General features: G+C 27.1%; 15 protein-coding genes and 1 pseudogene. 12 read left to right on the top strand and 4 right to left on the bottom strand.

What is annotated here, in order from left to right:
* The first annotated feature begins 226 nt into the window (after positions 1–226).
* The 4 genes from ABUA17_RS07390 (at position 227) to ABUA17_RS07375 (ending at position 4,164) form a co-directional block, all read left to right on the top strand.
* Complete coding sequence (locus tag ABUA17_RS07390) at positions 227–1,720, top strand: alkaline phosphatase (RefSeq protein WP_055277237.1); 1,494 nt, start codon at positions 227–229, stop codon at positions 1,718–1,720.
* On the top strand, positions 1,720–2,493 hold the full coding sequence (locus ABUA17_RS07385; protein WP_055277234.1) for a YibE/F family protein: 774 nt from the start codon (positions 1,720–1,722) through the stop codon (positions 2,491–2,493). The genes ABUA17_RS07390 and ABUA17_RS07385 overlap by 1 nt, the downstream gene beginning before the upstream one ends.
* Before the next feature lie 259 nt (positions 2,494–2,752).
* Positions 2,753–3,076 carry an accessory gene regulator B family protein gene (locus ABUA17_RS07380; protein ID WP_055277232.1) on the top strand — a complete coding sequence of 108 codons (324 nt, stop codon included), beginning with the start codon at positions 2,753–2,755 and terminating at the stop codon, positions 3,074–3,076.
* 284 nt (positions 3,077–3,360) lie between these two features.
* Positions 3,361–4,164 (top strand): hypothetical protein, encoded by an 804-nt coding sequence (locus tag ABUA17_RS07375; RefSeq protein ID WP_055277230.1) that lies wholly within the window; start codon positions 3,361–3,363, stop codon positions 4,162–4,164.
* 125 nt (positions 4,165–4,289) lie between these two features.
* Here ABUA17_RS07375 and ABUA17_RS07370 read toward each other — a convergent pair whose 3' ends face one another.
* The gene (locus ABUA17_RS07370; protein WP_055277228.1) at positions 4,290–5,258 is read right to left on the bottom strand and encodes an LCP family protein; all 969 of its coding nucleotides are present in this window, start codon (positions 5,256–5,258) and stop codon (positions 4,290–4,292) included.
* A gap of 321 nt (positions 5,259–5,579) precedes the next feature.
* Here ABUA17_RS07370 and galE point away from each other — a divergent pair, with 321 nt between their 5' ends.
* Positions 5,580–6,590 carry a UDP-glucose 4-epimerase GalE gene (galE, locus tag ABUA17_RS07365; protein ID WP_042402537.1) on the top strand — a complete coding sequence of 337 codons (1,011 nt, stop codon included), beginning with the start codon at positions 5,580–5,582 and terminating at the stop codon, positions 6,588–6,590.
* 361 nt (positions 6,591–6,951) lie between these two features.
* Here galE and ABUA17_RS07360 read toward each other — a convergent pair whose 3' ends face one another.
* From ABUA17_RS07360 to ABUA17_RS07350, 3 genes are all read right to left on the bottom strand, one after another.
* The gene (locus tag ABUA17_RS07360) at positions 6,952–8,349 is read right to left on the bottom strand and encodes an alginate O-acetyltransferase AlgX-related protein (protein ID WP_055277225.1); all 1,398 of its coding nucleotides are present in this window, start codon (positions 8,347–8,349) and stop codon (positions 6,952–6,954) included.
* 347 nt (positions 8,350–8,696) lie between these two features.
* Entirely contained in the window at positions 8,697–8,840 is a 144-nt protein-coding gene (locus ABUA17_RS07355) for a hypothetical protein (protein WP_278336338.1), read from the bottom strand.
* Between the two features lie 38 nt (positions 8,841–8,878).
* A complete protein-coding gene (locus ABUA17_RS07350; protein ID WP_349817979.1) occupies positions 8,879–9,499 on the bottom strand; it encodes an MBOAT family O-acyltransferase in 621 nt (206 codons plus the stop codon).
* 518 nt (positions 9,500–10,017) lie between these two features.
* Here ABUA17_RS07350 and ABUA17_RS07345 point away from each other — a divergent pair.
* From ABUA17_RS07345 to ABUA17_RS07315, 7 genes and pseudogenes are all read left to right on the top strand, one after another.
* A complete protein-coding gene (locus tag ABUA17_RS07345; RefSeq protein ID WP_055277223.1) occupies positions 10,018–10,896 on the top strand; it encodes a beta-1,6-N-acetylglucosaminyltransferase in 879 nt (292 codons plus the stop codon).
* A 95-nt stretch (positions 10,897–10,991) separates the two neighbouring features.
* Complete coding sequence (locus ABUA17_RS07340; RefSeq protein WP_349817980.1) at positions 10,992–12,191, top strand: DegT/DnrJ/EryC1/StrS family aminotransferase; 1,200 nt, start codon at positions 10,992–10,994, stop codon at positions 12,189–12,191.
* 3 nt (positions 12,192–12,194) lie between these two features.
* Entirely contained in the window at positions 12,195–12,914 is a 720-nt protein-coding gene (locus ABUA17_RS07335) for a sugar transferase (protein WP_172676175.1), read from the top strand.
* A gap of 19 nt (positions 12,915–12,933) precedes the next feature.
* Positions 12,934–13,956 (top strand): glycosyltransferase family 2 protein, encoded by a 1,023-nt coding sequence (locus ABUA17_RS07330; RefSeq protein ID WP_055277220.1) that lies wholly within the window; start codon positions 12,934–12,936, stop codon positions 13,954–13,956.
* Positions 13,957–14,007: 51 nt separating this feature from the next.
* Entirely contained in the window at positions 14,008–14,637 is a 630-nt protein-coding gene (locus ABUA17_RS07325; protein ID WP_055277217.1) for a DUF1919 domain-containing protein, read from the top strand.
* Between the two features lie 203 nt (positions 14,638–14,840).
* Positions 14,841–15,152 (top strand): annotated as a pseudogene (tnpA, locus tag ABUA17_RS07320) (IS200/IS605 family transposase); the annotation flags it as partial.
* 275 nt (positions 15,153–15,427) lie between these two features.
* A partial coding sequence (locus ABUA17_RS07315) for a glucosaminidase domain-containing protein (protein WP_349817981.1) occupies positions 15,428–16,640 on the top strand: 1,213 nt, incomplete at its 3' end.

The raw sequence follows: 16,640 nt of genomic DNA, 5'->3' as shown, positions 1-16,640 counted from the left end.
ATAGATATTTAGGGTCTAAAGATTTTCAAGTATAAATTATATTATACAGTTATTTATTATTTCATTCTATACATAATAACTTTATATTAGGTAAAAATATAATTAACTGGAAATTAACATCATGTTAACCAATTTAATCAAAATAATGGTTATTATATTTTAAGTAGGGAAAAACTAAAATCATTAAATTATTAAATTGTTAAAAGTATGAGGGAGGAAATTAACAATGCATAGGTTTAAAAAAATAGGGGTAATAGCATCATTAGTGGCAACTATGACTTTTAGTATGATAGCCTGTTCTAGCAATAATTCAGAAGGTGGAAATGCGGAAATAGACACAATAGTAGCTAGTAATGAAGCATCACAAAAAACATCTACGGCAAAGTATATATTTATGTTTATTGGGGATGGAATGTCTTATCCACAAGTAAATGGTGCACAAATATATAACGGAACAGTTGATAATGAGGATTCAGTTGAATTAACAAGATTAGGATTTACTGAATTCCCAGTTACAGGCTCAGCATCAACTCAAGACTCAACATCATTTGCACCAGACTCAGCTTCAACAGCTACATCAATAGCTTCAGGAGTTAAAACACATAGTGGAGTTATAGGGTTAGAAGCTGATAAAACTACAGAAGTAACAACAATAGCTGAACAATTAAAAGAAAAGGGATATAAGGTTGGGATAGTTTCAACAGTTACATTAAACCATGCTACTCTAGCGGCGTTTTATGCTAATGTAGAATCGAGAAATAGTTATTATGATATAGCACTTCAAATGGCAGATAGTGATTTTGATTACTTTGCAGGTGGGGAATTGGGGCAACCTACAGGTAAAGATAAAGATCAAAGAGATATTTATGAAATATTAGAGGAAAAGGGATATACAGTAACTAGAGATAAAGATGAAATATTATCTCTTGACAACGAAAGTGGAAAGGTGTATGCAATTAATCCAGAGTTAGTTGGTGGAGCTATGGAATATAGCATTGACATGGATGAAGATTCGTTAAAATTAAGTGATTTAGTTAGCACTGGAATAAATGTTTTAGATAATGAAGAAGGGTTCTTTATGATGGTTGAATCAGGTAAGGTTGACTGGGCCGGGCATGCTAATGATGCTATGAGTAATATTCAAGATGTAGTAGCATTTGATGAAGCAATTTCAGAAGCTGTTAAGTTTTACAATGAACATCCAGATGAAACTTTAATTATCGTTACGGGTGACCATGAAACAGGGGGTATGACTTTAGGTCAAGCAACAACTGGCTATGATACTGCTTTTGATTTACTTTCAAATCAAAAAATGTCTTATGAGGCTTTTGATGAAGTGTTAAAAACTTACTTAGAAGCTAATCCAAATGCATCTTTTGATGATACTTTTTCTTTAGTTACAGAAAACTTTGGATTACTTAAAGAAGGGGAAGATAATAATCTTTTAGTTTTAACTGAATATGAACTTAATAAAGTAAAAGCTGCTTACGAAGAGACATTAAAACCAGCAGAGGAAAGAGCTACTGGTGAAGAAGCTACTATATTATATGGTGGATATGAGCCATTAACAGTAACTTTAACTCACATATTAAATAATAAGGCTGGTATTGGATGGACATCTTATTCACATACAGGATTGCCAGTTCCAGTTTATGCAATAGGTGCAGGAGCTGAAGAATTTAATGGATTCTATGATAATAATTTCTTTTTGCAAACTTAGTGGATCATTATAGGTTACATTTAGAAGTTTTATTAATAGGATTTTTTGTTGTATTGCTTATTATATTTTCAGGTAGTACAGGGGTTAGAACTATAATATCATTTGCATTTACATTGATATGTATATTAAAGGTATTTGTTCCAATGCTCCTTAAAGGATATCATCCCATATATTTAGCATTAATTATAGGTGTTGTGATATCTACAGTAACTCTTATATTAGTAGGAGGATTTACTAAAAAAGCTTATAGTGCAATCTTTGGGTCAATAGCATCATCACTTATAACTTGTGTACTTGCTATTTTCTTTGGCAATTTATTTAATATTCATGGATCAATATTGCAGTGGTCAGAATCTCTTATTTATTCTGGATATCAAAATTTAAATTTAACTTTAATATATCAAGCTGGTATTTATTTATCATGTTCAGGAGCTATACTTGATTTAGCAATTGATATATCAGCAGCCGTAGAAGAGGTAGTTGATAAAAAACCTGATATATCTAGGAAGGAAATATTATTATCAGGCCTTAATGTAGGTAGGTCAGTTGTTGGCTCTCAAACTACAACTTTACTTTTAGCTTATATGGGGAGTTTTATTGGAGTAATGATGGTTTATATGGCACAAGGGACTCCGCTTATGAGTATATTAAATACAAAATTTATTTCATCTGAAATAGTACAAACATTTGTAGGTTGTATAGGTCTTGTTATAGTATCACCTTTAACATCTCTAATCTGTAGTATAATTTATACAAAAAAACATAAGCTTTAAAATTTAGACCCAAATGGTGAAGAAGTTTGACTATTTGGGTCTAAATTTATTGTAATATATAGTTTTCAATATTCATTTAACAATAATTATATAAATATTACAATAAATTGTACTGTTTACATTATTGTTTATTGTTATAATTTAAATTTTATTTATTTTATAGAAAAATGATAAAAATAAATAAAATATGTCAAAAAATAAGGAAAAAATATAATATAATTATTATAAATTTATGTAGAAAGTTAAGTTGGGGTATTTAATGGTAAAGAGAATAGTAAACGTAATTATAAACGATTTATCAAGAAGTGTAAGTTATAGTCAAGAGCAAAGGGAGCATATTGAATATAGTTTGACTGTAATAACTTATGAATTAATAAAGCTTATTTTGATAGTTTTAATTTTATATATGTTAGGACTTTTAAAAGAAGGACTAGCTGTATTATTAGCAATAATAATAACTAAACCATTTATTGGTGGATATCATGAAGATAGTCAGATAAAATGTTTTTTTGCAACAATGACAATAGTATGTGGCTTGATTATATTAGGAAGAAGTATTGAATTAAATATGGTATCTATATAAAAGTATAAATTAATTATTAAATAATGAGGACTCTCATAACTAATTTTTATATGTTATGGGAGTACTTAAATTTTAAAAGCTTGAGATTTATTTAAATTAAAAGCAGCATCAAATTAAAAAACAACAAGTATACTTTAATCATCAACAAAACATTTAGAAGAAGTGGATTTAATTAAATAGGGATAATTGGACTTTTTAAGCTCTAAGCATTTATACGATAAAGTTTATTTTTATGATTTATGGCAATAATCAAAATAAATGAATTTATAAGAGGAGTTAAACACATGAAGAGAGTGATTAAAAGAGTAACTAAAGTGTTTACTGTTAGTTTTTTATTAATAAATACATTTATATTGACGGTAAATAGTGAAAATGTTGATTTATTTAAAGTAAAGCTTGAAGAAATAGGAATTCCAGAAGAGTATTCAAAAAATATTAGTGATCACATAGAAAACTTAGATATTAGTGCTGAAGAGTTTCAAGCAATAATGAATAATAGTAGTGAAGTGTTTTCTAGGATTGAAGAAGGTCAAGAAATAAGTGATTTTTCTTTATCAGACCTTGTTGGAATATATGGTGAAGCATTAAGAGTTGCAAATGATTTAGATATTGAAGTTAAGATTGATTCAAATAATAAGGAAGTAGAGATTAAGGATAAAGAAAATGATGAGATATTACTAAAATGCCATATTGAAGATGTAAAAAAATATTATGAGAATTATAAAAAATCACCACTCACAGATGAAGAGTATGATGATTTATTGAAGTATATAGATAGTAGTGATGATAGTATATCAAATAATAATGAAGATTCATCAGTTTCAGAAAAAAAAGATACAAATGAAAATAGCATAAATAATGATATGAATGAAGATGATACAAATATAGATAAAGTTGAAGTAAGTGATGCTAGTAATACTATAGTAAATGATTCTGAAAGTAATAGTTCGATTAATAAAGCTGATACGATTAGTCAGAAGAATAGATATAGAGTATTAAGTATTATTTATTTGGTTTTATTGTTATGTGTGCTTTTATCAATAGTGAGTAGTAAATTATTTAAAGAGAAAGATGAAAAATGGCAATAAATAGGATATAGCCTTTTTAGGCAAAGAATGAATTTAAATATTATAACGAAAAGTGTTAAAAACATAAACTCGCAGGTTTAATATTTTTAACACTTTTTATTAACATAAATAAATATAATTTTAAATTAGTCTAAAGAATATAAGAATTTATGTATATCATTAGTAGTTTCTTCAGCATCTATAGTTAGATGTAGCATGTCTGTATAGATAGTTTCAGATTTTCCATCAAGAGGAAATCTAGATTGCTCTATATTAGGAGTACCCATGCCTAGAACTGTAGTAGCTATAGAGATAATCTCACTATTAGTAAGATTAGTTGTTACTAAAGGCAAAATATCGTCCATTATAGAAATTAGTTCTGTAAGTGATGAATCTTTAAATTTGTTAAATAAAGCTTCAAGAACATCTCTTTGTCTTTCACTTCTTTTATAATCACTACCTTCAGTATATCTTATTCTACAATACGCAGCCGCTTGAGTTCCGTTTAAGGTTTGGGTACCAGCTGAGGTTAATTTTTCAGTATTTGTACCATTTTCACTATCAATATTTTTAATATATCCATTTATATAATTTAATTCTTCATTAGTTATATTCATTTCAACCCCACCAAGTTTATCAATAATTTCAGGTAAAGTGTGTAAACTAACAGAAATAAATTTATCAACAGTTAAATTAAAGTTGGTATTTATAGTTTTTAATATAAGCTCTGGTCCGCCATATGCCATTGTATAATTCAAGTTATCTTTTCCAATTCCACCTGGTAAATCTAAATACATGTCTCTCATTAGTGAAAAAAGTTTAAGTCTATTATTCTTTTTATCTATTCCTAATATCATAGTACAGTCTGCAGCACCATAAAGATTTCCGTATTCTTCATTTTTACTGTAATCTGTTCCTAATAGAGCAATAGTTATAAGATCTTGATCTTCTTTTGCTGGTTCCTTACCAGTTTCAGTTACGACAGATCTATCAATTTCCACTCTTTCAACCTTAGATGAATAGTGATTAAGAGCAAATGCTATACTTCCAATTATTAAAACTAATACTAAGCAAATACCCATTAGAACCTTTTTTGTTGTAGATAATTTTTTCATAAGTTCCCCCTATAGTCCATAAAATTTGTAATTTTTAATAGTATAATAATTTTAACATGAACAAATGAAGTTTGACAAAATATATTAATATTTGATTTTGGAAATAAAATACTTTTTCTGTTTATTAAAATATTAAGTAATTTATATATGAATCTTTTGTGTGAAATTTATAATTATATTTAAGAAAAATATGATATTATTACATGGAAAGCGCAATTATAAAACTTTATTAATTAAATTAAAAAAGTTATTTAATATTTGAAAAATATGTTATATAATAATAAGTGAGGAAATTAATAATTATTTGGGAGGAAATTAATTATGGCAGTATTAGTATCTGGGGGAATGGGTTATATCGGAAGTCATACAACAGTAGAACTTTTAAATGCAGGATATGATGTTGTAATTGCTGACGATTTAAGTAACAGTAAAGAACTTGTTAAAGATAGAATTAGAGAAATAACAGGTAAGAACGTTAAATTTTATAATGTTAATTTAACTAATGTATATGAAACAGAAAAAATATTTGAAGAAAATAACATAGATTCGGTAATTCATTTTGCGGCCTTTAAAGCAGTAGGTGAATCAGTTGAAAAGCCATTAGAGTATTATTACAATAACTTAACAAGTGCATTAGTAGTATTAAAGGCTATGAAGAAATATGGATGTAGAAACTTTGTATTTAGTTCATCTGCAACAGTTTATGGAGATGCAAAGGTAGTTCCTATAACAGAAGATTCTCCATTATCAACTACTAACCCTTATGGATCAACTAAGCTTATGATTGAAGATATGTTAAGAGATATTGCAAAGGCAGAACCACAATTAAACATAGCGATACTAAGATACTTTAATCCAGTTGGAGCTCATAAGAGTGGAACAATAGGTGAGGATCCGAATGGAATACCAAATAACTTAATGCCATATATCACAAAGGTAGCAATTGGAGAATTAAAGCAATTAAGAGTATTTGGTAATGACTATCCAACTCATGATGGAACAGGTGTAAGAGATTATATCCATGTTGTAGATTTAGCTGTAGGGCATGTTAAAGCTTTGGAAAAACTTGCAACTAATCCAGGACTTGTAACTTATAATTTAGGAACTGGTATTGGATATTCAGTACTAGATGTTGTTAAGGCATTTAGTGAAGCATCAGGAAGAGAAATTCCTTATGAAATAGTAGAAAGAAGAGCAGGGGATATTGCTACTTGTTATGCTGATCCTAAGAAAGCAAATGAAGAGTTAGGATGGAAAGCAGAAAGAGGAATCAAGGAAATGTGTGAAGATTCTTGGAGATGGCAAAGTAATAATCCTAAGGGATATAATTAGATAATGTATGCTTTTATAGCTAAGGAAAACAGAATTATTGCTTTTCCTTAGCTTTTTTATTTTGTAAAGTGAATAATTGTAAAAGTCTATTAATATAACTAAATAGATAATATAAAAAGAAAAATATGTGAATATATTAAATTTAATGATTAAAGGTTACAATGATAATTACAAAATGTTAATGAACATAAAAAGATGTTTGAAATGTAAGGGAAAAATTAAAATATATACAAGATAAAAACGACTTCTGTAAAGTACAGAAATCAGCTTTTAGTAGTTTAAATTATTTCTTGTATTATTGATATAAGATTTACTTTAATTAATTCTAATGTAGCATATTTTTAATAATATGGTATGGAAATTATAAATTAATTTTTATTTCAGAGTATTCCATTTCGTTATTAGAAATTGCATAAAATGTAATTTCATTTATATGACTTAGTTCTGAAGATGGAATAGAAATTTCTATATGTTGATGGTTATTATCATCAGTAATGGTTTTACAATCTAAAATTCTATCTCCAACTTTTACATATGAGTATAAAGTTTCATTATTAATAAGAGGAATTGATAAATCTGTCACTGCATAATTATCATTAATTTTATAAGTATTATCAATGTTTGTAAACTGAGAATTTATTAGATTACTATAACTTGACAATGGTTTATTATAACTTATTTCTTTCATTGATGTGGCATCAAAATATGTTGAGTTATGTGTATATTCTGTAGACTCAAATAACACAATATCAGGGTTAAATAAATTTATATAATAATCAATATCAAGTATATTTTGATAATTATGAACTAGAATAAATTCAGAAAAACTATCTGTTAAAAACTTATGCTTATTATTAAAATAACTTCCAGCAAACACTAATATTTTTGGAGCTTCAATATTATCCGTATTAATATAGTGAGCAAAATTACTGTAATGTTCAGATATTTTAATTTTATCTATAAAAGTATCTACATTTTTTATATTTGATGAATCTTTTAGTTCATAGGTAATTGTTTCTTCATTAATAGGAAAATATGAAACTGGCAATGTAGTATGAGTACTTACCCCTATATCATAATTATTTATATCAAATTTATCTATAGAGGAATCAATTTCATTTAGTTTATTTAATATAGTAGATATTCCTATAATAGCCCCTGTTTCATTCCAATGATTAGCATCATATTTTTTATCAAATACTTGATAATTATTTTTTGCATTAATAAGATTATCACCAGTATATACATAATTTATATTATTTTTAGTAAGACTATCTAAAAGGTAGTTAAGGTTAAAATTCTGATAATTAACTCCTATTGGTAAGTATTCAGAATATACGGTGGTCTTACTAGGTTCAACAGCATATAAAAAATTTATATCCCTAGAATTACAATAATCCTGTATTTTTAAAATAAAATTAGAAAATGTATCTTGATATTCACTATCGAATCCTTCTCTTGATAATTTTGAAAATACATAACCATCTTGTCCATATTGATAGCTAGGATGAATCATATAATTAAATAATGAATCCATAGCTTTAGTATATGCATTAATCATAGTCGTTCTAAAACCAATTCTATTATTAATGAATTCTTCTGCATTTGTAGTGAAGTCTCCAGATAATACATCTGAAATTTCAATTAGTTTTTTATTATCTATTTCAGATATTTGATTATTTTTTAAATTCATAGTTATAACAGGTATAACTAATATTAAAATAAAGGCTATTATTCTTAAAATATATATACGTTTCATATAATCACCACCAATTAAAATTGAAAATAAATAAATGGACTATAGGTTGAATTTACAATGAAAACTATACAAGTGATTAATAACAGAGATAAAAATATAGTTTTTATTACTTCAAAATACTTTGTTGAATTATATTTTTTAAAAATATTAGGAAGTATAGGTGTTGATATAAAAATAGAAATTATTAACCATACTATCATTCTAAAATTCATAAAGTAAGGGAATTCAAATGATAGAATTTCATTATGAACTAGTCCAAATAAAACTAGGATAAATTTAAATGCATCTTGCAATGTATTGAAGCTAAAGAATACCCAGCCTATAATAACGATAAACATGGTGATTAATCATTTAATTATATTAGGAGTTTTTATATACCAATGTTTATTATGAATTAATCTTTCGATTACAATAAAGAAACCATGCCATACTCCCCAAAAAACAAAGTTCCAAGAAGCGCCATGCCATAATCCAGTAATTAAAAATACGATTAGAAGATTTATATAGGTATTACCAGTCCTATTACCACCTAATGGTATATATATATATATTCTCTAAACCAAGTAGATAACAATATATGGCATATTCTCCAAAATTCGGTAATTATTTTAGATATATATGGATAATTAAAATTTTCCATAAATTTAAATCCAAACATATATCCAAGACCTATGGCCATATCTGAGTAACCAGAAAAATCAAAGAATATTTGTAGAGTATAGCAAATTATTCCTAACCAAGCTGTAGGTGTATCTATAACATTATATGAGTATGGAATTACCCATGCTATAAAATCAGCTAAGATATCAGCTATTATAACTTTTTTTGCAAGACCGATAATAAAGCGTTCAATTCCATAACTAAATTTTTTTAGTGTTTCCTTTCGATTTCTAATCTGACTATCTATATCCTTATATTTTACTATTGGACCAGTAACTAATTGTGGAAATAGAGAAATATATAGCGCGACTAGGAAGGGATTTTTATTAACCGTGGCAACCCCTCTATATATATCGATTATATAGGACATTCCTTGAAATGTGAAAAATGATATTCCAATTGGCATTACAATTTGTTTTAATTGAAAATTGCTATTAAATATATTATTTATATTGTTTATTGTAAAATCATAATATTTATAGTAGAACAAAATACTTAGATTTAATATTACACCAATTATTAGTAAAAGTTTACTTAAATTAGATTTTTTATTAAATTTAAATATTAAAATACCAAATGTATAATTTATTAGAATTGAAATCAGTAGTATTGGAACATAATTTACTCCTCCCCAAGCATAAAAGAATATACTTGCTAATAGAAGTATATAATTTCTAATTTTTCCTTGGCATAAATAATAAAAAAGCAATGTAAATGGTAAAAAAAATGAAAATAAAAATTTGCGAACTAAATACCAAAATTATTCCTCCTATGTTATACTAAATTTTAATTATATGTTGTGCATATCTGAGATTTTAGGTAGTATATAATAATAAAAATACACATAAGAAATATTATAACTTAAAAGCTATAATTATTAAATTTATTATATATGAAGTTTTAATGATAAAATATAAAACTAGTAAAGCTATTTACTCGTTTTATGAATAGGTCTATAATTGTATAATTGAGAAATCAAAATAATTAATAAAGGATGGTAAGATCTACGTGAATATATGTTATGGGATTATTACACATAAAAATAGCAATATTTTAAGAAATACTATAAACTTATTATATAGAGATAATGATATAATTTTACATGTAGATAAAAAGGTTGACAAAGCAATTTTTGGTGAATATAAATCTGTTGCGGATATTATGGATAATAATGTTAATGTTCAATGGGGTACATATTCTCAGATTGAAAGTACATTAAATATAATAAAAAACGCAATGAAGTATAATTTTGATTATTTATGTATTATATCAGGCGATGATATGCCATTAAAAAGTAGCACTATGATAAAGGAGTTTTTTGAACGTAATAAGGGTAAAGAATTTATAGGGATAGATACAGGTATAAATTATAACTCTATTAAAAATAGAGTTAAATATGAGCATAAAGGATATCATTATAAAAAAAATAAAAATATTTTAGAAAAAGTAGCTGCAAAAGTTCAAAAGGAATTATCATTACAGAAGAAAAATAATAAGTTTGAATTATTACCAAAGTTGTATAAAGGACCAAATTGGTTTTGTGTTAGTCATGAATTTTGTATTTATTTACTAGATTACATAGAAAATAATAAATGGTATGAAGACGCTTTTAAAAAATCATTATGCGGAGATGAAGTTTTTTTTCAAACAATAATAATGAATTCTAAATTTAAGAATAGAATTTATAGGCTTAATGAAGTTGATGATAATCATATGGCCTTAAGATATATAGATTGGAAAACGGGACCAGAGTATCCAAGGTTATTAGATGAAAATGATTTTGAAAAAATTAAAGAAGATAAAAATAGTGACTGCATATTTGCTAGGAAATTTAATGAAAATTTAGATATTAATAAATTTAATAATATATTTAATTTATATGAATAATTAGTTTATAAATAATTACTAAACTTTTCTATAAATATATGATAAAATATAAAGTATTATGAAATTAATTGTAGGATTAATTAGGAGGAATTAATATGAACGTACCTTTTTCACCACCAGATATAGCACAATTAGAAATAGATAATGTTGTTGAAGTGTTAAAATCAGGGTGGATAACTACAGGACCTAAGACAAAAGAGTTCGAGAATAAAATTGCAGAGTATTGTGAAACTGAGAAAGCAGTTTGTTTAAATTCTGCTACAGCTGCATTAGAAATGACACTAAGGGTATTAGGTATAGGAAAAGGAGATGAAATAATTACTTCAGCCTATACATATACGGCATCTGCTAGTGTGATTGATCATGTGGGGGCAAAGATTGTATTAGTTGATACAGAAAAAGACTCTTTTGAGATGGATTATGATAAAATATCAGATTTAATAAATGAAAGAACAAAAGCAATTATTCCGGTTGATTTAGCTGGTATAATGTGTAATTATGATAAATTATTTGAAATTGTTAATAGTAAGAAGGAAATATTTAAAGCAAATAACGAAATTCAAAAGGCTATAGGAAGAGTAGCTATAGTAGCTGATGGAGCTCATTCATTTGGAGCAAAATATAAGGGGAAGATGAGTGGAGCAGTTGCTGATTTTACTAGTTTTTCTTTTCATGCAGTTAAAAATTTAACAACAGCAGAAGGGGGAGCAGTAACTTGGAGAAAGATTAAAGGTATTGATAGTGAAGATATATATAAGAAATATATGATACTATCTCTTCATGGACAAACAAAAGATGCTTTATCTAAGACTAAGATAGGGTCATGGGAGTACGATATTTTAGAGCCAGCCTATAAATGTAATATGACTGATATAATGGCTGCTATAGGGTTAGCTCAGTTTACTAGATATGATGATATATTAAAATATAGACATAAGATTGTTCAAATGTATGATAAGGGATTTAAGAATAATTGTAATTTAGAGGTATTAACTCATGATAATGGAGATAGTCATTCAAGTTATCACTTATATTTAGTTAGATTAGTTGGGAAAGATGAAGAGTATAGAAATGAAGTAATTAGAAAAATGTCGGAATTTGGAATTGCTACGAATGTTCATTATAAGCCATTACCTATGTTAACTGCATATAAAAATTTAGGATTTGATATTAAGGATTATCCAAATGCATTTAATATATATAGGAATGAAATAACATTACCTCTTAATACTGTTATGACAGAGGAGCAAGTAAATTACGTAATAGAAAAACTTAATGAAATAGAAAGAGGATAGTATATGTCATTGAAAAAGTACGATAACTTGCCAGAGTTTATGAAAAATAATGAGGTAAAGGAATATTACGATATTCTTAATAAAAGAAGAGGACAATTAGCCTTGAAGAGAGCTTTAGATTTTATCGGTGGATTAATAGGTACTATAGTACTTTCACCAATAATGATTATTTTAGCGATAGTTATAAAATGCGAATCTAAGGGGCCAGCATTATTTAAACAAGTTAGAGTAACTCAATATGGTAGAGAATTTAAAATATTTAAATTTAGAACTATGGTTGTAAATGCTGAAAAACTAGGAACACAAGTGACATCAAAAGATGATCCTAGAGTTACTAAGGTCGGAAAGTTTTTAAGAAAGTATAGATTAGATGAATTACCACAAATAATAAATATATTGTTTGGAGATTTAAGTTTTGTTGGTACTAGGCCAGAGGTTCCAAGATATGTTAATGAATATACAGATGAAATGATAGCTACATTATTGTTGCCAGCAGGGGTAACATCGGAAGCTAGTATTGAATTCAAAGATGAAGAAAAGATATTAGATAATAGTAATAACATAGATAATGATTATATATATAAGGTTTTACCATTAAAAATGGAATATAATTTACATTACATCAAGCTTTTTACAGTTTTGTATGATATTAAAATTGTATTTAGAACTGTTGGTGCAGTTTTAGGATTAGAAGAAAATAACTCACAGCAATCGGACAGTTAAAAGAGAGGAGATAAATATAGTGAAGGTTTCTTTTATAGTTGTAGCTTATAATGCAGGCAGTAAACTAGAAAATCTTTTAGAAGATCTTAAAAAACAAGACTATAATCATAATGATATTGAAATTATATTAGTAGATAGTAATTCAAGTGATAATACAAAAGATATTATGATGAAGTTTAAAGAAATAAATAAGACATTTTCTAAAGTTTTAGTATTAGATAATCCTAAAAAGATTTTGCCTTGTGGATGGAATATTGCATTAGAAGCTAGTACTGGGGATTTAATATTAAGAGTAGATGCACATTCTTCTCTGCCAAATGACTTTATTAGCAAAAATGTAAATAGGATTGATATGGGAGAGAAAATTGTTGGTGGTCACAGAATAAGTATAATAGATGAAAATAATGCTTGGCAAAAAACTCTTTTAATAGCTGAAAAATCTATATTTGGTAGTGGAATAGCAACTTATAGAAGGAAAGAGAGAGAAGAGTATGTAAGTACTCTTGCTCATGCTGCTTATTCTAGGGAAGTATTTAAAAAGGTTGGGGGATATGACGAAAGATTAGCGAGAACAGAAGATAATGAAATACATTATAGAATGAAGAAAGCTGGGTATAAGTTTTTACTTGATCCAACAATAAAGTCATATCATCATGCTAGAAATAGTTTGTCGAAAATGATGAAGCAGAAGTATTTGAATGGATATTGGATTGGATTAACAATGGGAATATCTCCAAAATGTTTTTCAATATATCATTTTGTGCCACTAGTATTTGTATTAGCTCTTATATTTAGTATAATATTTGCATTTGTATTTAGTGGTATACCATTGATTTTATTATTAGGTGCATATTTTACGTTTAATATATTGAATACTATTTTTTCTATAATTTCAGAGAAAAAGCATTTAGATTATTTATTATTACCATTTATTTTCTTTTTATTACATTTATCTTATGGATGGGGAACATTATATGGTTTAATAAAGTTACCATTTTGGATAAGATTAAACAAATCATTTGAATATCCAATAGTTAAATAAGAATTAGTATGATTATATAATTTTATATTTATCGAAAGAGGAATATGAAAAATGGATAAAATAAAAAAGAACATGAAGAGAATCTTAGGAAATATAAATAAAATAGGACTTAAAAATAAATGTTTTACTATAATTAGTAATAATTGTTGGGGAGGATTTGTCTATCAAAAGTTTAATTTACAGTATAGGACACCTTTTGTTGGGCTATTTATATTTGCACCGGATTATATAGAACTGCTTGAGAATTTTGATATTCTAATTGAGAAGAAGTTATTTTTTATAGATGCAGGAAGTTCTAAATATAAAGAAGAACTTATTAATAATAATACATTTAATAAGTATCCTATAGCAAAGTTAGGAGAAAATGTTGAAATTCATTTTTTGCATTATCATTCTAAAGAAGAGGCAGAAAATAAATGGAATGAAAGATGCTCAAGAATAAATCGAGATAATTTATTGGTGAAATTTTCGGATAAGGATAAGTGTTATGATGACTTAATATTTAGATTTGATAAATTGAAGTTTAAGAATAAAATATGTTTTTCAGCAAAGGAATTTAAATCATGTAAGTCGGTAATAACACTTAGAGAGTTTAGTGGTGAAGAATTTGTTAAAGATGAATGGAGATATTATAAAAAATATATTAATATTAAGAAATTATTAAACTCCTTAAATACATAATTAGAGGACTACTTTAGATTATATAATATAAACTAAAGTAGTCTTTTTGTATTTAGAATACCACAGGTTCGACCTGTGGTTCCGGAAAGTTTCTAGCGATAAGTAGAAATAAAAAAACTCCGTTGTGAAATTATAGTAGGTTTGCCGACCACAACTATAATACAAGGAGGTATCCAATATGGATAATAGGAGTTTAGTACATGGCAAATGCATGTAAAGATCATATATATATGCTTGTTAGTATACCACCTAAATTGAGTGTTTCACAGTTTATAGGATATTTAAAGGGAAAAAGTTCATTGATGATATTTGACCGACATGAAAATTTAAAATATAAGTATGGAAATAGGCAGTTTTGGTGTAAGGGATATTATGTTGATATAGTAGGACGAAATAAAAAGGTAATAGAAGAGTATATCAAAAATTAGATTCAAGAAGATTTAGCATATGAACAAATGAGTTTAAAAGAATATATAGACCTGTTTACGGGTAAGCCGGTAAAGAAAGGCAAGTAATACAGCCCCTTTAGGGGTAGCCAGTGAAAATATGCGGTTGGCAAACCGTTCGACGTGCGAGTAGCACAGGCAGTAACAGAGCATTATAGGCGCAGAGCAAACCACCTGTTTGACTGGTGATCCTGATTATGTAGAAAAACGTAAAAATATAAATTTTTTTTTATAAAAAATACAATTTATTGATTAAATAAATAATATTAGGTATAATCTTCATGAGTGCTATAAACTAGTTTGCTATGAATTTGTACTATCCTTAATTATTTAGGGGGAAATTCATGAAATTTATAAAAAAAGTTACTTTTTTAGTACTATTCTTATTTATGGTGAATCTAATTATGCCTAATGTAGATGTACAAGCATTTGTAGATTCTAATACAAGTAAAATTAATTCTAATGAAGAATTAGGGTTAATTTTCCAAGATGAGATGAGTATAGAAGACGTTAATTTTGACAGTGAGAATATTAGTGATGAGGGGGAAGATGTAAATAATATTAATGAAGAAAAAAGAAGTGTTGGTGATGAGCCAGTAGTAATTAAATTAGAAAATCCTATTGAAAATCATAAATTAACAGGATCATTTTTTGTAAAAGGATGGGCTGTAGGCTTAGAAGGTATATCAGAAGTAAATGTATATATAGATGGAAAACTTTACGGACAAGCTACTTATGGTATAACAAGAAATGATATAGGTAGTAAGTATCCTCAATATATTAATTCTACTAATAGTGGATTTAATATGGAAATTGAAGGATACCAAAATGGTGTACATGAAGTAAAAGTTATTGCAATTGATATTAAAGGACAAAAAGCAGAAGCAAAGGTTAATATAAATGTTGATACAACGACAACAGTTATTATGTCAAAGGGAACATTGAAAAGGGAGCAAATGATTTCATACTTATTAAAGAGAAATCCAAGTAAGAGTCAAGAGTATGCTGAAGCTTTTGTTGATTATACTATAAATGAATCAAATATTGAAGGTGTAAATCACGATATATTATTTTCTCAAATGATGCATGAAACAGGATTCTTAAAGTTTGGTGGGGATGTAAAAGAAGAGCAGAATAACTTTGCAGGATTAGGTGCAGTCGGAAATGGAGTACCTGGTGAATCATTTCCAACAATACAAATAGGAATAAGAGCAGTTGTTCAGCACTTAAAAGCATATGCATCTACAGAGGCCTTAGTACAAGAGTGTGTAGATACAAGGTTTAAATATGTTCAAAGAGGAACTGCATTATATGTAGAGCATCTTGGAATACCAGAAAATCCAAAGGGGAAAGGATGGGCTGCATCAAATTCATATGGATATAAGATTTTAAAGATAAGAGATGAGATAGCTCAAGAACCTATTAACTATATTTCTAAAATAACAAGCTTTAAGACGACAGGAGAAGCTGTAGTAGGGTCGAAAATGACAATGATAGCAACAGCAACACCGGAGGCAGAGACAGAGTATAAGTTCTTAGTAAGGGATCCATCAGGAT

The sequence above is a fragment of the Clostridium sp. RTP31139st1_H3_RTP31139_211217 genome (genome assembly GCF_040227035.1).
Classification (GTDB): domain Bacteria; phylum Bacillota; class Clostridia; order Clostridiales; family Clostridiaceae; genus Clostridium; species Clostridium saudiense.
The sequence above is the reverse complement of the archived record's forward strand: the minus strand, read 5'-3'. Positions and strand labels throughout refer to the sequence as shown.